This window comes from Collinsella sp. LCP19S3_A6 (assembly GCF_052122015.1).
Classification (GTDB): Bacteria; Actinomycetota; Coriobacteriia; order Coriobacteriales; family Coriobacteriaceae; genus Collinsella.
Map to the genome: position 1 here is coordinate 65125 of NZ_JBQKDD010000007.1, position 17530 is coordinate 82654.

General features: G+C 56.7%; 15 protein-coding genes and 1 tRNA gene. 12 read left to right on the forward strand and 4 right to left on the reverse strand.

What is annotated here, in order from left to right; all coding sequences use genetic code 11:
* The first annotated feature begins 7 nt into the window (after positions 1–7).
* The 8 genes from ACTQVX_RS05950 to ACTQVX_RS05985 all read left to right on the forward strand — a co-directional run bounded on the left by ACTQVX_RS05950 (position 8) and on the right by ACTQVX_RS05985 (position 7866).
* Positions 8–469 (forward strand): PTS sugar transporter subunit IIB, encoded by a 462-nt coding sequence (locus ACTQVX_RS05950; RefSeq protein ID WP_099432598.1) that lies wholly within the window; start codon positions 8–10, stop codon positions 467–469.
* 27 nt (positions 470–496) lie between these two features.
* Positions 497–1282 carry a PTS mannose/fructose/sorbose/N-acetylgalactosamine transporter subunit IIC gene (locus ACTQVX_RS05955; protein ID WP_055310757.1) on the forward strand — a complete coding sequence of 262 codons (786 nt, stop codon included), beginning with the start codon at positions 497–499 and terminating at the stop codon, positions 1280–1282.
* On the forward strand, positions 1269–2099 hold the full coding sequence (locus ACTQVX_RS05960; RefSeq protein WP_055310758.1) for a PTS system mannose/fructose/sorbose family transporter subunit IID: 831 nt from the start codon (positions 1269–1271) through the stop codon (positions 2097–2099). The genes ACTQVX_RS05955 and ACTQVX_RS05960 overlap by 14 nt, the downstream gene beginning before the upstream one ends.
* A gap of 48 nt (positions 2100–2147) precedes the next feature.
* On the forward strand, positions 2148–3146 hold the full coding sequence (locus ACTQVX_RS05965; protein ID WP_055310759.1) for an SIS domain-containing protein: 999 nt from the start codon (positions 2148–2150) through the stop codon (positions 3144–3146).
* A 30-nt stretch (positions 3147–3176) separates the two neighbouring features.
* A complete protein-coding gene (locus tag ACTQVX_RS05970) occupies positions 3177–4061 on the forward strand; it encodes a PfkB family carbohydrate kinase (protein WP_055310760.1) in 885 nt (294 codons plus the stop codon).
* Between the two features lie 98 nt (positions 4062–4159).
* Entirely contained in the window at positions 4160–5194 is a 1035-nt protein-coding gene (locus ACTQVX_RS05975) for an SIS domain-containing protein (protein ID WP_441560548.1), read from the forward strand.
* Positions 5195–5313: 119 nt separating this feature from the next.
* A complete protein-coding gene (locus ACTQVX_RS05980; RefSeq protein ID WP_441560553.1) occupies positions 5314–6003 on the forward strand; it encodes a PTS system mannose/fructose/sorbose family transporter subunit IID in 690 nt (229 codons plus the stop codon).
* 396 nt (positions 6004–6399) lie between these two features.
* The gene (locus tag ACTQVX_RS05985) at positions 6400–7866 is read left to right on the forward strand and encodes an ATP-binding protein (RefSeq protein ID WP_441560555.1); all 1467 of its coding nucleotides are present in this window, start codon (positions 6400–6402) and stop codon (positions 7864–7866) included.
* A gap of 100 nt (positions 7867–7966) precedes the next feature.
* Here ACTQVX_RS05985 and ACTQVX_RS05990 read toward each other — a convergent pair whose 3' ends face one another.
* Entirely contained in the window at positions 7967–8458 is a 492-nt protein-coding gene (locus ACTQVX_RS05990; protein WP_441560557.1) for a hypothetical protein, read from the reverse strand.
* Positions 8459–8672: 214 nt separating this feature from the next.
* Here ACTQVX_RS05990 and ACTQVX_RS05995 point away from each other — a divergent pair, with 214 nt between their 5' ends.
* The gene (locus ACTQVX_RS05995) at positions 8673–9755 is read left to right on the forward strand and encodes an HNH endonuclease (RefSeq protein ID WP_441560559.1); all 1083 of its coding nucleotides are present in this window, start codon (positions 8673–8675) and stop codon (positions 9753–9755) included.
* A 445-nt stretch (positions 9756–10200) separates the two neighbouring features.
* Here the strand turns inward: ACTQVX_RS05995 and ACTQVX_RS06000 are convergent, their stop codons facing one another.
* Positions 10201–10887: a DUF5710 domain-containing protein gene (locus ACTQVX_RS06000; RefSeq protein ID WP_441560560.1), complete on the reverse strand. Its 687-nt coding sequence runs from the start codon at positions 10885–10887 to the stop codon at positions 10201–10203.
* Positions 10888–11274: 387 nt separating this feature from the next.
* Here ACTQVX_RS06000 and ACTQVX_RS06005 point away from each other — a divergent pair, with 387 nt between their 5' ends.
* Complete coding sequence (locus ACTQVX_RS06005) at positions 11275–12288, forward strand: hypothetical protein (RefSeq protein ID WP_441560562.1); 1014 nt, start codon at positions 11275–11277, stop codon at positions 12286–12288.
* Positions 12289–12833: 545 nt separating this feature from the next.
* Here ACTQVX_RS06005 and ACTQVX_RS06010 read toward each other — a convergent pair.
* Positions 12834–12908: transfer RNA gene (locus ACTQVX_RS06010), tRNA-Val, on the reverse strand.
* 290 nt (positions 12909–13198) lie between these two features.
* On the opposite strand from ACTQVX_RS06010, the gene ACTQVX_RS06015 reads away from it, so the two are divergent.
* Together ACTQVX_RS06015 and glmM are read left to right on the forward strand one after the other, a co-directional pair.
* On the forward strand, positions 13199–14221 hold the full coding sequence (locus tag ACTQVX_RS06015; RefSeq protein WP_441560563.1) for a DMT family transporter: 1023 nt from the start codon (positions 13199–13201) through the stop codon (positions 14219–14221).
* 82 nt (positions 14222–14303) lie between these two features.
* On the forward strand, positions 14304–15635 hold the full coding sequence (glmM, locus tag ACTQVX_RS06020; RefSeq protein ID WP_441560565.1) for a phosphoglucosamine mutase: 1332 nt from the start codon (positions 14304–14306) through the stop codon (positions 15633–15635).
* 205 nt (positions 15636–15840) lie between these two features.
* Here glmM and ACTQVX_RS06025 read toward each other — a convergent pair whose 3' ends face one another.
* Positions 15841–17415, reverse strand: a complete 1575-nt coding sequence (locus tag ACTQVX_RS06025; protein WP_441054345.1) for a carboxypeptidase M32 — start codon at positions 17413–17415, stop codon at positions 15841–15843.
* Between the last annotated feature and the right edge of the window lie 115 nt (positions 17416–17530).

Below are 17530 nucleotides of genomic sequence, written 5' to 3' on the forward strand. Positions count from 1 at the left end.
AACAAAGATGATTAAGCTGCTGAGAGTTGACCATCGCTTGCTTCATGGTCAGGTTGCCATGACTTGGACGCAAGAGCTTGACACCAATTGCATTTTGATTGCCTGCGATGCGGTTGTGAAAGATGACGTGCGCAAGACGACGCTTAAGCTGGCACGTCCGGCAGGCGTCAAATTGGTTATCAAATCGGTCGATGATTCTATCGAGGCTCTTAGGAGCGGTGTGACCGATAAGTACCGTTTGTTCATTGTCGTTGAAAGCATCGAAGATGCTTACCGCCTGGCAAAGGGCTACAGCGAAATCGAGCATATCAACATTGGAGGAACGAAGCCGCGTGAGGGTGCAGATGTACGCCTATCTTCAACGGTTTTCGCTACCGATCGCGACGTGGAGCTTCTACATGAGCTCAGTGATGCCGGAATCGAGGTGGAGATCAGGCAGGTACCTAGAGACGAGAAGATTTTGATTTAAGCACATACAATAGAAAGGGGATCTCTCATGTTGACTCAAGCGATCCTTATCGGCCTCGTCGCAATGTGCGTGACATTTGAGTGGGCACTTGGCACTTGCCTTGCTTCTCGCCCGATTGTCACGGGCGTCCTCATCGGTCTTGTGATGGGTGATTTGCAGACGGGCATTATTGTCGGCGCCACGCTTGAAATGGTGTTCATTGGATCGGTTACCATCGGGGCGGCCGTTCCGCCTGACGTTATCACCGGTGGTATTTTGGGCACTGCCTTTGCAATTTCGACGGGTCAAGGCGCTGAAGTTGCGCTGACGCTCGCTTTTCCGATTGCGTCGCTTTATCTCATCATCGATAACGCGCTTACGCTGATCGTGATGCCGTTTTTCGTCCATAAAGCGGACGACTGTGTGGCAAAGGGCGACCTCAAAGGTATGGAGCGGATGCATCTGCTTGGTGGATTCATCGTCAAATCGCTTCCTCGCTTTTTCGTGTGCTCCCTTGCTTTCTATCTCGGAACGCCGGTTATGAACGCGGTGCTTAACGCAATTCCCGAGTTTGTAAGTAACGGCCTGGTTATTGCGGGTGGATTCATCCCTGCGCTCGGCATTGCACTGCTCGCTTCAATGATTGTCAACAAGCAGACTGCTATTTTCTTCGTGCTCGGGTTTGCGCTCTGTGCCTACATGAGCATTCCAATCCTTGGTATTGCCATCATTGGGCTTTGCCTCGCAGTAATCCTCGTGGTGGTCCAGCCAAACTTCATTGCTCAGACGCCACAGCTTAGTTCGGAAGGGAGCTTCGACGATGACGACTTCTAATGACACCAGTTCCAACAAGATTACAAAGCGTGATCTAAAATCGGTATTTTTCCGTTCGCTTACGATGGAGTACTCCTGGAACTACGAGCGCCAGCAGCACATGGGATACTGCTTCTCTATGCTTCCCATCATTCGTCGCGTGTATAAGAATAAGGATGACCAGGCTGCTGCTGCTAAGCGTCACATGGAGTTCTTCAACACCACTCCTTATGTCTCAACATTAATTCTGGGCATTTCGGCAGCGATGGAAGAGGCAAACGCTAACGAAGAGGATTTTGACGAATCCTCCATCAACAGCGTAAAGGCCGCTCTTATGAGTCCGCTGGCCGGCATCGGTGACTCTCTGTTCTGGGGAACGTTGCGTGTCATCGCCACTGGCTTGGGTGTGTCGCTTGCTATGCAGGGTAACATTCTCGGCCCGCTTCTCTTCCTTGTCGTATTCAATGTTCCGCATTATCTGATTCGTTGGTTCTGCCTTAAATGGGGCTATGGATTCGGAACCAGTTTCTTGAGCAAGATCGAGAAATCTGGTCTTATGCCAAAGCTCACTATGGGGGCTGCAATTCTCGGTCTTATGGTTATCGGCGCTATGGTGCCCAACCTTGTATCGGTCAGCGTGGCTGGTTCTCTCGGTACCGGCGACAGTGCGCAGACTATCCAAAGCATCATCGACGGTATCATGCCGAGCCTGCTGCCGCTGCTTGTGACACTTGGAGTTTACGAACTCGTCCAGCACAAGGTCAAGATTGCTTGGATTCTCGTTATTCTCATGGCGGTTGGTATCGTTGGCTCCTTCTTCGGAGTGTTTGCAATCTAAATGGTTGATTTCGCCGTCTGGCCCAATTGAATTAGAAAGGCATATCTCATGGTTTCATTTGATGAACAGGCAATTCTCGATAACGGTGCTTATATCTACAATCAACGTGCCGAAATTGAACGCATTGCTGACGAAATTTGCGAAAAGGGTTTCGATTCGATTTTCTTCACCTCGTCAGGTGGCTCGCTTGCGATGATGCAGCCGTTTGACTATATGGTTTCTGTTATGTCCGATATTCCCGTCCAGTCCCAAGTTTCGGCAGATTTCCTCACGGTTGGCAATCGGCGCATCGGTAAGGGGACCTTGGCGTTCATGGCGTCTAAGTCGGGCGACACCAAAGAGACGGTCGCGGCGGCAAAGGCGGCAAAAGACGCAGGCTGCACCATTGTCTCTACGCTTGGCGTGGACGGTTCACCGCTTGGTGAACTTTCCGATTATGGAGTGATCTATAAGCAGGGCCGTCCTATGGAACTCGTGCTGTACCTTCTGATTGGAAAGATTCTCAAGAACAGGGGCTTTTTCGATGACTACGATCGCTTCGCTGATGAGCTTGTGAATCTCCCCGCTGCTCTCGTTTCCGTCGGCAAGAACGCTGACGAGATGGCTCGCGCATATGCTCTGAAGCACAAGGACGATCCGTATCAGATTTGGATTGGTTCTGGCAATCTGTGGGGCCCCACGTATTCTTTTGCCATGTGTGTGCTCGAGGAGTCCCAATGGCTGCGCACCAAATCCGTTACATCGCCTGAGTTCTTCCATGGCACTATCGAACTTGTTGAGCCGGGCGTTTGTGTCGCGCTCGCAATGACGGAGGCGCAGACTAGGCCTCTTGATGAGCGCGTTGCACGCTTCTGTAAGCAATATGCGGATGATTTCACCGTATTCGATACACATGATTATGAGTTGCCGGGTATCAGTGATGAATTCCGCTGGATGCTTTCTCCGGTGGTGCTCAATGCCATTCTCTCGCGTGTGAGCAAGAATTTCGAGGAAATTCGTGACCATTCGCTCGACATCCGCCGTTATTACCGCAAGGTCGAGTACTAATAAAGACCGTACGTGATGGGAGGCGTTGAGGTGAAAATCGCAGCAATTGGTGACAACGTTATTGATCGCTATCTCAACAAAGGCGTTATGTATCCTGGTGGCAATGCCGTAAACGTCGCTGCCCATGCAAGCATGCTTGGCGCACAGGCTGCGTATATTGGGGAGATCGGCAACGACCTGGGAGGGCGAATAATCACCGATGCCCTTTCTTCGCTGAACGTTGACCTTTCGCAATCATGCATGCCTGAAAAAGCAACAACCAAGACTTGCGATGTAAATGTTTACAACGGTGAACGTGTCGAAGTTGGTTACGATACGGGGGCTTGCTGGGCGCACAAAACCCATATCAACGATTCTGATGTCAAGTTTCTTCAGGGATTCGATGCGGTTTTTACCAGCGTCAATGCAAAGCTGCAGGATGATGTGCACCTAGTTCAAGATCTTCCCGCTGTGGTGATTTACGACTTTTCCGTTAAAGATAAGTATCGAACCGACGCATATTTCGATCTTGTTTGCCCTGCTACAACCCTTGGTCTGTTTTCCTGTTCCGGCGAGAGCGATCAACAGATTCAAGTTCTATTGAAGAGGGCCATAGAGCATGGTTGTCGCTACACGATTGCTACACGGGGATCTGCAGGGCCTGTGTTCTTTGACGGGTCCCGATGGTACCAGGGAAATATAAGACCCGTAGATGCGCTTGACACCATGGGCGCGGGAGATTCGTATATCACTGCGTTTGTTGTGAGCTGTCTCTCGCATGGCTGGAGTAAAAAGCAACCGCTCGATGTGGAGATCATTCGGGATGCAATGGAATTCGCTGCTGACTATTCAGCTAAGAATTGCCTTAAACCCGGCGGCTTTGGATTCGAGCATAAACTCGCCGAGATGAAAGACGGCCAAGCTTCCATTTCCTAGAAAGGTATTTTTTTAGGTCATTAAGTATTAATACGTAGTGAAATGACAAGTTGTCAATTGAAACGAATTTCACTCTATTAAACGAAGGGATATTAGATATGTTCAATTTCGATGAGCCTCGTTACGAGAAGGTTGTGAGCGATGCCCTCGCTCTCCGTCCTCAGATTGAGGCTGCCGTGGACAAGGTCTGCGAGCAGGGCTATTCCAACATCTTCTTCATCGGCTGCGGCGGCACCTGGGCCCACACGCTCCCGATGAAGTACTGGGTCGAGACCACCACGGCCGACGTCGACGTCCACTGCGAGATCGCCGCCGAGTTCCTCGCGTGCCCGCCCAAGGCCTTCAACAAGGACTCGGTCTGCGTCTTCTCCACCCGCACCGGCACCACCCCCGAGATCATCGAGGCCGCCAAGTTCTGCCAGGAGCAGGGCGCCCGCACGCTGATGTACGTCTCCAACGACAACACCCCGGCCACCGAGTACGCCGACTACAAGTTCTTCAGCTTCGCCGAGGACGACGTCCTGTGCGAGGCCATCTACACCTACCAGATCACGCTGGTCGCCCGCTTCCTCAAGAACGCCGGCGCCTTCCCCAAGTACGACACCTTCATGGAGGAGTTCGGCAACATCGCCCCGTACCTCATCAAGGCCAAGGACGCCCAGGACGAGCGCTGCGCCGCCATGGCCGAGGACTTCAAGGACACCGACTACCACATGGTGATCGGCTCCGGCATGCTTTGGGGCGAGGCCTACGACTACGCCATGTGCATCCTCGAGGAGATGCAGTGGATCAAGACCAAGTCCATCCACGCCGCCGAGTTCTTCCACGGCACCATCGAGCTGTGCGAGGAGGGCACGAGCATCATCATGCTCTACGGCGAGGACGACACCCGCAAGCTCATGGACCGCGTGGACAACTTCACCCACATGCTCGCCGACGAGAAGGGCGTCAACGTCCGCGTGAACAAGTTCGACACCGCCGAGGTCGAGCTGCCGTTCAGCGACCCCGAGTTCCGCAAGATCGTCTCCCCGATGGTCACCTACACCATCACCGAGCGCCTGAGCTGCCATCTCGAGCACGTCCGCAACCACCCGCTCACCACGCGTCGCTACTATCACCAGATGAACTACTAATCCTTTCAAATTGCTGCTGTTGCCTGCAGGCGAGCTGTTCTGAACGTCTCGCCTGCAGGCTTATTTCTGGGGTTAATCAGAATAGCTGCCTAGTAACTCCTAGTTGCGCTGGTCGCATTATGGCGTCTGTGGACGAGCAAGCATTTGGCATTACGATGCTTGCTCGTCCGCTGTTTACGAGCCTGTTTGTCGGCTTGATCCTTGGCGATGTCCAGCAGGGCGTTATCGTCGGCGCTGCTTTGGAGTCCATGTTCATGGGCGCCATCATGGTCGGCGCGGCGGTTCCTCCCGAGGTCTATGTCTCAGGCGTGCTTGGCTGCGCGTTTGCCGTCATTACGGGTACGGGCACGGCAACTGCCGTCGCGCTCGCCCTTCCCGTCTCCGTCTTCCTTCTCTACTCCGTTATTAACTTTGCAACGCGTATCGTCGCAGCCCATCTGGGTTACGACCTGGGAACCAAGTTCCTGCAGCAGTCCGAAGAGAACAACCTTATGTCTCGCATGACGCATGCTGCCGGTGTCCTCGGAATGACCGTTATCGGCGCCATGATTGCGGCACAGGTCTCCCTGTCCACTGCTTTGACCTTTGACGTGGGTGGTTCGGAGATTGTCCTGCAGGATCTGTTCGATTCGATCTTCCCCGGTCTGCTGCCCTTGCTGGCAACCTTTGCCTGCGTCGCCCTGTACAAAAAGGGCGCAAGACCATTTGGATCATCTTGGGCATCTTTGCAATCTGCATCATCGGAACGGGCTTGGGAGTGTTCGCGGCGGCGTAATGTTGACTGCTATGCTCGCGCGTTGGATAACTAACTGACCGTTTGAAAACGGGGCTCGGCGTAAGGCCGGCCCCGTTTTTTGTTTGAGGGATTTTCCGACTGTCCAAAAATCCACGCTCGTCCATTGCTTACGCATCTCTCATCTCTCATTCGTCACTAATACGAGAGATAACAGAAAGACGAGAGATGAATATGAGAGATAACTGAGCAGCAAAGAGACAAGAAATCACGGTATTGTCTCAATACTGATTGTTCTACCAGCAAAAACATGTTTAAATGAAACAGATGGTAGATATCTTATCTCTCATCTTTCACTCATCTCTAATACGAGAGATAACAGAGAGACAAGAGATAATTACGAGAGATAACTGAGAGACGAAGGAAATCTATTCGCGGCATTCTCCGCCGGACCGAGCGAAAGGACGTGCAGATGAACGAGAACGAACTGATCGGTCTGCTCGAGTCTTTAAGGCGCATGGGCTCGGACGATCTTAGCGTCGAGGTCAAGGAGAGCGCCACGACGCTTTCTCGCGACGTATGGGAAACGGTTAGCGCATTCGCGAATACCGCCGGCGGAATTATCGTGCTCGGCGTGAGCGAGCGCGCGGGCTTTGTCCCGGTTGAGGACTTTGAGACCGAGAAGGTGCTCAACCAATTTGTCGCAGGCATGGGTGATGCCGGCGGTCGCGGAAAACTGGCCAATCCGCCCAAATACACTATTGAGCGCGTGGAGCTTCGGGGCACCGTGGTTCTCGTTATCACGATTGAGGAGCTCGACCCGTCGAGCAAGCCCTGCTATGTAATAGAACGCGGCGCCCAGGGCGGCAGCTACAAGCGCATCGATGACAAAGACGTGCCACTTTCATCGACCGAGGTTTTGGCACTGTCGTCATACGAGCGGACGAGTCCTAGCGATCGCGATGCAGTGCCCGGCGCGGTTGCAGGCGATCTTGACGAGGCACTGGTCGATCGCACGATAGAGCGTGCTTTCTCGCTGACACCTCGGGCAATGCGCGGCGCGCCGGACAAGAAAACGAAGCTGGAGCGCCTGAATTTCCTCGACTCCCAGGGCAAAGTTACTAAGGCCGGGCTCCTGGCTGCGGGTGCCTATCCTCAGCAGTTCTATCCTAAGCTCTTTATCGATGTGGCGGTCTATGCCGGAACGCAGAAGGGTGCGGCGGGGTCGTTGAGGTTCATGGACCGTACGATCTGCGAGGGAACGTTGGGCGAAATGATCTCGGATGCCGTCGCGGCCGTCGCCAAGAATTTGCGGCGAACCTCGACGATCCAAGGCGTCTCGCGTGTCGACTCGCTGGAGATTCCCGAGGAGGTCCTGCGCGAGGCAATCGCCAACGCCGTAATCCACCGAGAATACGGAGATCGGTTCTGTGGGCAGTCGGTCGCTGTTGACGTCTTTGATGACCGTATCGAAGTGACGAACCCCGGCGGCCTATACGGAGGAAAGACTCGCGAGAACTTGTTTGACGGCAGCTCCCGGTGCCGCAACGCGACGCTCATGAAACTCATGTCGATTGTTCCGCTGCCGGATGGCGCAGGTTCGCCGGCTGAGGGCAATGGCTCGGGCATTCCGATGATGATCGACGCCATGTGTGCTCATGGTTTGGCCGAGCCCCTGTTCTGCCCGGGATTCGAACGGTTCAAAGTGGTTCTCTATCGCTCAAAGGTCGAGCCGGTCGACCACGGCGGTGACTTAATTGTGGCGGCACTTAAGCGTTGCGGTGAGCTGGGTACGCGCGAGTTGGCGGAGCACACAGGGCTCACAATTTCCCAGGTTAGGTCGCGCGTCAACACACTCATTGCTCAAGGCGAGCTTGAGCCTACAGCGCCGGCGACGAGTCGCAACCGCAAGTATCGACTGTCGGAGCGTGCGGAATAAATGCGCCAGCGGACGAGGTGACCCAATAATCGACTCTCGATTGGCGCCCGCTAAGGTAAGGCGGTTGTTGCCCAGTCGACGGCGAAGTTAAAAATCCGGCTTACGCTGGCATAGTCCCGAACCCATCCATCAGGAACAGCCTAAGAACCAGCTTGATGGCATATCCCGGTTTGATTTCTGCCGCGTCAAAGACGTGGCGCTCGGTGAGCTCGCTGCAGTATGCGTAGATATCGCGGATAAGGTCCGCGCCCGAAAGCGTAAACATGTAGCCTGCGTCCGAAAGCGCATTGGGCGCGGCGGGCAACTTGGCCATGTGGCAGAACGTTTGCAGGTCGGGCGCCATAACATTCTGGTAGTCGAGGTGGCCGCTGGCATCCTGTGCGGCAAGCTCCAATTGGCGCATAAAATCCAGCGCCGCCGCTAACACAAAGCTCGGCGTAGGCGCATTGACGTCCTGAGTAGTCGCCACAAGCCTGCCCGCTGCCTGCGTGACAAGCCAAGCGACCTCGCGCTGGCAACGCACGGCCTTGCGCGTCACCGGCTTGATGGACGAAGAAGAAACGCTTCCCTTAGGCGGATTCGAAGCAGCCATAAGACCCTCCCATGAACAATCCGGCCCAATAAGCCCGGATGAAACACGTGCTACATCAGTATACAGGGGAGTGGGATAGCGGGGTACGAGCGCGCCAGCGGCAAACCGAGAGCATCAACGATGTGCCGATCGCGGAAGAGATCTCGTAATAATTGACTCTCGGCCATATTATTGAGGGGCATGACTCGCGTTCGTATGGTTGTAGGTGCTGGCGATGAACGACATTGACCTTGCTGTTCCGTTGATGGATGGACCAAGCTATGACCGTGCCTGCAGTCTCGTGCCTTCCGAATACGTTGAGGCATGGGAGTGGTTTCTGGGTGAGGAGCAGCGCGGCGGCGTTTGGACCAACCTTCCGCACCGCACCAAGGAAGATAGCCCTCAGTATCAGTATCGTTTGAGAATTGGCGCGGACTTCTTTCCCGTAACGCGGGATTCAGGGATCTTCTGGCCGGGCCAGGATCGGGTGAAGCAAGATCCCAATAAGATCTTTGCGCTTTCGGTCCATAACTCTAAAAAGAGCTTCTACATCGATGTTCCTCCGCTCTATTTGGATGACGGTACGTGGGTCATTAAGTATTCGGTTCAAGCGCCAGGCGCCGTTGGTTCTCGAGACCAGAATTACAACCGTAAAATGCTCAACTGCATGGAATATGGCGTACCAGTCGGAGTCATATTTGCAACCGAGGTGGGCTATAAGGTGCTTGGCCTTGCGTTTGTTGAACGGTTTGAGCCCGAAAACGGCTGGTTTGTTCTGCATGGTCCCGTTCATAAAGGCGGGCCTGATCCTCGTTTTGCGTCCGATATGAGCTATCTGAAGCACATGCCAGTCGACATTGAGTTTGCCGGACAGAGTGCGACCGATGACGAAAAAGTTCGCTATGCGTTGAGACGCGAGCGATTGGGGCAGCAATGGTTCCGCAAGCAGCTCATTGCCGCCTATGATGGTCGCTGCGCGGTGTCGGGTTGTGGGGTTAACGAGGCACTGGAGGCTGCACATATCGAGAATTACTCGGGACCCAAATCGCAGGTTGCCAGCAACGGCATTCTACTTCGGCGCGACTTTCATGCTCTATTCGATGCTCATCTGATTTCGTTTGAGCCTGTTTGCGGCGAATATCGACTGTGCGGATCGTACCTGCTGGATAAGACCGACTACGCTTCCTTTGCAGGTGCGACGCTAAGGCAGCCGAATGAGCGTCAGTGGCGACCCAATGCGGTGTTTCTCGAGGCCCATCGCATTGAGTTCGATCGCTCGGAAAAGAAGCGTGAAAAGGCGGGGCTTCTGCCGTATTAGCGTATTTGGCTTTGGCGGTCTTTTACGATCGTGTTGTTTGATCGGATCGCGTGGCGATGCAATCTCGTGCACGCCTGCCGGTGCATGCTTTTCCTGATTTGGATAGCGAGAGAGGAGCGCGTGTGAGCTGGCGAGGCGATATTGCGATGGGGAAGTACGGAAAACTGCCGTGTGCCCTTATCGACAACAATATGTTTCCGGGCGTAGAGGTTGATTGCGGGTCGTTTGCTGTCGCCTGTCCTTGTTGCGGCTCGCAAATATCGTGTCTCGATATTCGGTTCATCGATGCGCGCGACAGACTCAGCGACGAAGTGAGAAAACGGACGGGCGTTCATATGCCGGTGTATCCGGAGAAATGCCCTGTTTGCGGCCTCGATATCGTGTATGACGTTTGCGACGGGGGATAGGTGATGCGGAGGAGCTGGCTGTGAAGGCCTCTCCGTCTCTACAAATAAATTCCCTCACCGAGTTGCTTGTGGAACTTGGCGTGATGGTCGCGTGCCCAGGTAAAGAGTGCCTGGTCAAAATTGGTATGCGTGGCCGGAACGCCAAAGACGCCGGTAACTTCGACGCGCACAAACTCCAGTGCCGGCAGCTTGTTGATGGCAGTGAGGGCAAACGGGGACGTGGGTTCTTCGAACAGATAGCGGCTGCCTTGCAGCGCGTCGCAACTGGTGCACTTGTTGCCGAATGACGGGGCTTTGGAGGCTCGCGCGCCTACGGGCTTGTAGCCACAGCGCTTAGAAAGATAGTCGCGGATCTCGCCCGGCACGCAGCCAAGAGCGGGAACAATGGCGAGCGCGTTGGCATTGGTCGTGTCGATGGCAATGTGCCCGGCCTTGTTGGGTGCGTGCGCGATGGCGATGCCCTCGCCGTCATCGGCTCGATAGGGAATGCCGAAGGCCGCGACCGAGGTCTCTTTGTGACACTTCCAGCACTCGCGCTTGCCCAGTACTAGATATATATACGGCGCGGAGGGGTCGGATCGGTCAACACCGAGCAGCCACTCGGCAAAGGGCTCGGGGTTGACGCCGCTGGGTACATACCAGATCTTCTTGGTCCGGTCCCATTTGGCGCCCAGCGCCTTGGCTTCTTCTTTGCGCGAAAAGGGAACATCGAGCTCGGTGCGCATGGTGGCTCCTTGGTGCTGCAGGTGTAAGTGGCTCAAGGATACCGCAGGGTGTGGACGTTGTGGCGTTCTGCCGAGAAGCTGCGGTGCGGACTGGTTGGTTACGCCTTGGATAAACTGGCAAGTAGATGGTCGGCTTTTGGCCAGTTGGGCGGCAACCTTGCCAAAAACTTGACGGATTGCGGTTTGGGCATCGTCGAATGAACACTTTGGCGCACCTCGGCGAAAAAACCGCCGGTCGTTTACCGGAAACTTAACAGAACCGCCAGCCGCCGCCGGCGTGCGTGCTATCTTCGCGCCATGAGGTACTTTATCGTTTCACATAACGCCGCATTGGCGCTGTTGGCGCACATGCCGAACCCTCGCTTTGGGGATTCGGAGCCAGAGGTCGTGTCGATTGCAGGTGCCTGTGCGCTCTTGGATCAAGAAGCGCAGGAGGTTATCGATCGCTATGACCTGGGGATCGAAACGCTGGATTTGCTGGTGCCGTCGCGCGCCGGCCGTCGGCAGAGCAAGCATGTTAAGACGCATCTGTGCACCAACGAGCTCCCGGCGGGTTCGTTTATCTCGCTGGGCCACTGGATGGGCGACCTTGATGCGTATGTGTGCTCTCCGGAGCTGGCGTTTTTGCAGGCTGTGCACGATGGCGATGTGGCAGCGGCCGTCTATGCCGGCTATGCGATGACATCGGATTACCGGCTGGATAACCTTGCTCCCGGTGGGGTAACAGGCAGGGATGCGGGCATGCGCGATAGCAGGCTCACGACTAAGGAGCTCATCGAGGCGTATATCGAGAAGTCACCCAAGGTGAGGGGTATCGCGAAGGCAAAGGCGCTGCTTGCATATGTGATCGAGGGGTCGCGCTCTCCGAGGGAGTCGGGGCTCTGCATGTTTATGTCGCTGCCTGCGCGCTACGGCGGGTATGCATTGGGCAAGGCCGAACTTAACAAGAAGGTCTTCATTCGCGATGGATACAATGACGGACGTGATCACAAGCTTCGCGTGTTGGAGCGCACACCCGACATAACGCTTACGGCTAAAGTCGAGGTGGGCATGGATAAAGTAAAGGCCGGGCTGCTGCCAGAGGTGCTGACCGCGATGGTCGATTACGATAGCGATGCCATTCATGACGGACGCGAGAAGATTTACAAGGATGCCGAGCGCCGCAACGAGTTGGAGCTGTTAAGCGGCGTGGCACACTTCACCGTGACGACTGAGCAGGCAAATGACTACGACAAGCTCATCCGGCTGTGCGAACGCATCCGACGGAAGCTGCATCGGAACAAGCGACCCATTTTTAACAAGCCCATGAGCGAGGAGCAGCGATACTTTGCCCTCAAGCGCGTCGAAGCGAAGCGGTTTAAGCTTTGGCAGGCCGTAATCGAGGCGCGTCAACATTGGTAGGGGCGGTTGCTGGGCATGGGACCAAGGGCCTCATTGTCAGGTCTAATACTTTTCCCGAGAAGTGAACGAGTCAAAACGGACCCCCGAAACATCGACACTTTTGGTGGCTTATTTCCTGCGGTTTTATCATTGGAATCCTGCGGTTTTGGCTGTAAAAAGTGTGGATGCTTCGGGGGTCCAAATAAGGTCGTTCACTTCTCGGGAAAAGTATTAGACCTGATTATGGGAAGGCTGTCCGGATGTGGCCGCGAGGCTTGCGAAGGCCAGATCGGGGCAGTCGCCAAGGCTGTTTGGGTAATTTTGGGGCTGATTGGGGCAGTCGCCGAGGTTGTCTGGGCGACTTTGGGTGTGGCAGGGGTAATTGCCGGCGATACCGAAGCAACTTGGGGTCTGCCGGGATGATTGCCGGTTATGTAGAGGCGGTATCAGCCTCGATTGGGATGGTTATTGGAGCTGCCGAAGCGGTTTTGGGTGCCACGGCGCCCTTTTGGCTTAGCAGATAAAACAAAACAGCCCAGAGGCATAGCCTCTGGGCTGCGAACATTTGGTGGGCGTTAGAAGATTTGAACTTCTGACCTCTTCCGTGTCAGGGAAGCGCTCTCCCCCTGAGCTAAACGCCCGATCAAGGGTGCGCAAGTGCGCAAGGGATAATATAACGGAGCTTGAACTCGGTGGCAAGAATATTTTTTAAAATCGCTAACGTTATGGAATCAAAGGGCTTTGTCGCGCCCATTTTAAAAGAGCTCGCTGCCGTGATTTGGCTGTCGCATAATGCAAAGCCGTTGCGATGCCGAACCATGGAAGAGACGTCTGCGGAATTGTCCTACCGATAAGCGGACAAGCCCCCAGCTGGTGCCTTCGCCGTGGTAAGGTAAGCCGAATTGTTTCCAGGCTGTTTCGGGGGAGCGGGATGAGCAAAGAGCGTGTCGAGCAGGTCGAAGGCGCAGGGACTTCGGTGCCGATGACCGATATATCGAACATTGATGTGCCCGAGGGCACCGATGAGCTCAGCCGCAGCACCCGCCGTGCATGGCGCGACCGCCTCAACGATGCCCAGACGCGCAAGATGATCGTGGGCATGTTGGCTACGCTCGTGGGCGGCTCGTTTTGGGGCTTCTCGGGCACCAGCGCGAGTTTTTTGTTCGATACCTACCATGTCGATACGCTGTGGCTTATGAGCATACGACAGATTCTCGCCGGCCTGCTCTTTATGGCTGTGGTTGTCACGCGCGACCGCGCACGCCTGGTTAAGCTTTGGACGACGCCCGCTGATCGCAAGCAGCTGCTGCTCTTTACCGCTTTTGGCCTGCTGTTCAACCAGTTTTGCTATCTTTCGGCCGTGCGCCTGACCAACGCCGGAACCGCGACGGTCCTTCAGTGCCTGCAGCTGGTCATCATCATGGGATATACCTGCATCACCGATCGCCGCAAACCGCGCATGCGCGAGGTTATCGGTATTGGCCTGGCCCTTGGCGGCACGTTTTTGATCGCCACCGGCGGCGACCCCACGAGCCTGAGCATCTCGCCGCTCGGTCTGGTGGCGGGTCTTATGTGCGCGGTGAGCGCCACCTGCATGGCGGTGATTCCCGCCAAGATCCTGCCCGAATACGGCAGCCCCATCGTTACAGGCTCTGCCATGCTCACGGCAGGCGTGGTCTCGTGCGTTTTCGTGCAGCCGTGGGCCCATATGCCGGCGCTCGATGCCACCGGCGTCGAGGCGCTCGCGGTGTTTGTGGTCGTGGGCTCGTTTTTGGCGTACATGCTCTATATGCAGGGCGTCAAGGACATCGGCTCGGTGCGCGCGAGCCTCATCGGGACCGTGGAGCCGGTCTCGGCAACCATTACCAGCGCCGTTATGCTGGGCACGGTATTTTTGCCGACCGACCTTATCGGCTTTGCCATGATCATCGTGATGATGTTCCTCACGGTGTAGCCTCTGCGGTTGCTATTAAAGGATAATGGGCTGGCGGCGCGTTGCTTTGGCGGCGCGCCTTTGTCTACGGAAAGGACCTCTTATGAAGTACTTTGGCACCGACGGATTTCGCGGCGAGGCCAACGTTGGGCTGACCGTGGAGCACGCGTACAAGATCGGCCGCTTTGTGGGCTGGTATTACGGCGCCAGGCGCGGGGCCAAGGCGCGCGTGATCGTGGGTAAGGACACGCGTCGCTCGAGCTATATGTTCGAGGCGGCGCTGGTGAGCGGTCTGGTTGCGAGCGGCGCAGACGCCTATATGCTGCATGTGATTCCTACGCCGGGCGTGGCGCACCAGACCGTGGAGGGCTGCTTCGATTGCGGCATCATGATCAGTGCGAGCCACAACCCGTTTTGCGATAACGGCATTAAGCTGGTCAACAGCGACGGCTTTAAGATGGACGAGGACGTGCTGGAGCTCATCGAGGACTACATCGATGGCAAGAGCGAGGTGCCGCTGGCCACGGGCAACCACATTGGCGCCACGGTTGACTACATGCAGGGTCGCAACCGCTACATCGCCTCGCTCATTGCAAGCGCGAACTTTTCGCTGCAGGGCGTCAAGATTGGCATTGACTGCGCCAACGGCTCGGCGTCCTCTGTCGCCAAGCCGGTGTTCGATGCGCTCGGCGCCGATGTGCGCGTGATTAACGCCGCACCCGACGGCTTTAACATTAACGTCGACTGCGGCTCTACGCATATGGAGCGCCTGCAGCGCCATGTGGTGGAGCAAGGCTTGGACGTGGGCTTTGCCTACGACGGCGATGCCGACCGCTGCCTGGCTGTGGACGAGCGCGGCCGCGTGGTCGACGGCGACCAGATTCTGTACGTGTGCGGCGTGTATCTTAACAAGCACGGGCGCCTCTCGGGCGGTACCGTGGTGCCGACGATCGCCAGCAACTTTGGCCTGATTAAGTCGCTGGAGCTTGCCGGCCTGAGTGCCGTGACCAGCGGCGTGGGCGACCGCCACGTGTATGCCAAGATGCGCGAGGGCGGCTACAGCCTGGGTGGCGAGCAGACGGGCCATACAATCTTTGGCGATATCGAGCGTACGGGCGACGGCATTATGACCTCGCTGCGTGTGATGGAAGTGATTCGTGCCGAACGCGAGACGCTTTCGCAGCTCGCGGTGCCGTGTAAGCTGCTGCCGCAGGCGCAGGTTGCCGTACGCGTGGCGGACAAGGATGCTGCGCTGGGCAACATGGGCGTGCAGGCCGCCATTGCCGAGGCCGAGGACGCGCTGGCGGGCGAGGGCCGCGTGCTCGTGCGCAAGAGCGGAACCGAGTCGGTGATTCGCGTGCTGGCCGAGGCTCCGGACCAAGACGCCGCCGACGCCGCCATGAAGCGCATCGCCGCTGCACTCGAAGCTCTGTAGTTACGCGGTTTTACCAAACCGCGTAACCGCTCGACGCTACAAACGGCCCCAAGCGGCAATCTGGCGTTCAATTTCAAGGGCGCGACCAGAAGGTCAGCGCCCTTTCATTTCACGTCACCTTGCTCGCTTGGGGCCGTTTTCGCTGACGTTGCCAAGACATCGACGTCAACATGGTTGGCGTTGGCGATGGCGTGCTGGTCAATCCTTACAGCTGGTACAGTGTGGTGAACTTGTCCTGCAGGTAGCTGCAGTAGTAGCGGGCATCGAATGCCATACCGCACGCGCCCTTGATGAGCTCCGGCGCGTCCTTGGCGCGGCCCCACTGCCAAATGTGCTCGCCCAGCCAAGCGCGGACGGGTGTCAGGTCGCCGCTCGCACAGGCGCCGTTAAGGTCGACACCGTCGCGGCACATGGCCGGCACAAACATGGCATCGTAGGCGCTGCCCAGCGCATACGTGGGGAAGTAGCCAAACGAGCCGCCGCTCCAGTGCGTATCCTGCAGGCAGCCGCGCGTGTCGTCGGGAACAGGAATGCCCAGGTACTCGTCCATAAAGCGATTCCAAAGCGCGGGGATGTCCTTGGCCGTGGCCTCGCCGGCAAACAGCATGCGCTCAATCTCGTAGCGCACCATAATATGCAGCGGGTAGGTGAGCTCGTCGGCCTCGGTACGGATCAGCGACGGCTGAGCGATGTTCACGGCGTGGTAGAGCGTGTCCTCGTCCACGTTGCCGTAGACCTCGGGCGCGTGACGGCGCAGCACTTCGAGCAGCGGTCCCATAAAAGCGCGACTGCGGCCTACGGTGTTCTCGAAAAAGCGGCTCTGGCTCTCGTGAATGCCCATGGAGGTGCCGCCCTCCAGACACGTGCGCGCGTAAGCGGGGTTCACGCCCAGCTCGTACATGGCGTGGCCCGCCTCGTGGATGATGCTATAGACGTTGGAGATGCAGTCGTCCTCGTAGATGTGCGTCGCGATGCGCGCATCGCCCACCGAGAAGCCCTCGCTAAACGGGTGCTCGGTAAAGGCGAGCGTGGTGTCGTCCAGGTTAAGGCCGACGAGCTTCATCAGGTCGAAGCTCATGGCGCGCTGGGCGGCCTCGGGCACATGCGCGTGCAAAAAGTCGGTAGTAGGCTGCTGTCCGCGCTCGCCGATGGCGTGAACGAGCGGCACGACGGTGGCCTTGACCTCGTCACAAAACGCATCGAAGCTCTTGGCGGAAAGGCCGCGTTCGTACTGGTCGAGCCAAACATCGTATGGGTCGCGCTTGGGGTCCATGAGCTGGGCCTGATGCTTGAGCTGGGCGACGATTCTATCCACGTAGGGCTCAAAGCTCGCCCAGTCGTTGGCCGTCTTGGCCTTGTGCCACACGGCGTCGGCCTCGCAGGTGAGCCTGGTCCAGGCCTCGGCCTCCTCAGTAGGGATAACGCTGGCCTCGCGCTGGTCGCGGCCGAGCACACGGATCTCGTCGAGCAGCTGCGGGTCGTCGATCTTGCCGCCGGCGACGGTCTCGTGTGCCAGCGAGCCTACAAGCTCGACGGACTTTTTGCTGGTCAGGAGTTTGTGATGTTCGCCGGCAAGGGTGCCCATAGCATCGGCGCGGGCCGCAGCGCCGTTGGCGGGGGCAATCGTCGCGCCATCGAACTCGGCAATCTTGAGCAGGTACTCGCGGGTCCATAGTTTGCCTTCGAGCTTGCGGAGCTTCTTGATGCCCTTGCCCGCCTTGGCGTTCTTAGAGGCCTTGGCCACGGCGGCCTTGGCCTTCTTATCGAGTTTCTTTCCCATACCTATATCCTTGATCTCGCAGACCGGACGCCACGGGTGGGCGTGCGGCCAGTTTGCACAGCTACCTGCCTTGTACCCAGTGCGAACAAAACGGAACGCGGCGATATGCTCGCAG

Bases quoted from the DNA above. Each gene is read 5' to 3' on its own strand.
- ACTQVX_RS05965 (WP_055310759.1), top strand. From the start codon at position 2,148: ATGGTTTCATTTGATGAACAGGCAATTCTCGATAACGGTGCTTATATC.
- ACTQVX_RS06000 (WP_441560560.1), bottom strand. From the start codon at position 10,887: ATGCGCACCGAGCTCGATGTTCCCTTTTCGCGCAAAGAAGAAGCCAAG.
- ACTQVX_RS05985 (WP_441560555.1), top strand. From the start codon at position 6,400: ATGAACGAGAACGAACTGATCGGTCTGCTCGAGTCTTTAAGGCGCATG.
- ACTQVX_RS05975 (WP_441560548.1), top strand. From the start codon at position 4,160: ATGTTCAATTTCGATGAGCCTCGTTACGAGAAGGTTGTGAGCGATGCC.
- ACTQVX_RS05980 (WP_441560553.1), top strand. From the start codon at position 5,314: ATGGCGTCTGTGGACGAGCAAGCATTTGGCATTACGATGCTTGCTCGT.
- ACTQVX_RS05950 (WP_099432598.1), top strand. From the start codon at position 8: ATGATTAAGCTGCTGAGAGTTGACCATCGCTTGCTTCATGGTCAGGTT.
- ACTQVX_RS05990 (WP_441560557.1), bottom strand. From the start codon at position 8,458: ATGGCTGCTTCGAATCCGCCTAAGGGAAGCGTTTCTTCTTCGTCCATC.
- ACTQVX_RS06015 (WP_441560563.1), top strand. From the start codon at position 13,199: ATGAGCAAAGAGCGTGTCGAGCAGGTCGAAGGCGCAGGGACTTCGGTG.
- ACTQVX_RS05995 (WP_441560559.1), top strand. From the start codon at position 8,673: ATGAACGACATTGACCTTGCTGTTCCGTTGATGGATGGACCAAGCTAT.
- glmM (WP_441560565.1), top strand. From the start codon at position 14,304: ATGAAGTACTTTGGCACCGACGGATTTCGCGGCGAGGCCAACGTTGGG.
- ACTQVX_RS05960 (WP_055310758.1), top strand. From the start codon at position 1,269: ATGACGACTTCTAATGACACCAGTTCCAACAAGATTACAAAGCGTGAT.
- ACTQVX_RS06025 (WP_441054345.1), bottom strand. From the start codon at position 17,415: ATGGGAAAGAAACTCGATAAGAAGGCCAAGGCCGCCGTGGCCAAGGCC.
- ACTQVX_RS05955 (WP_055310757.1), top strand. From the start codon at position 497: ATGTTGACTCAAGCGATCCTTATCGGCCTCGTCGCAATGTGCGTGACA.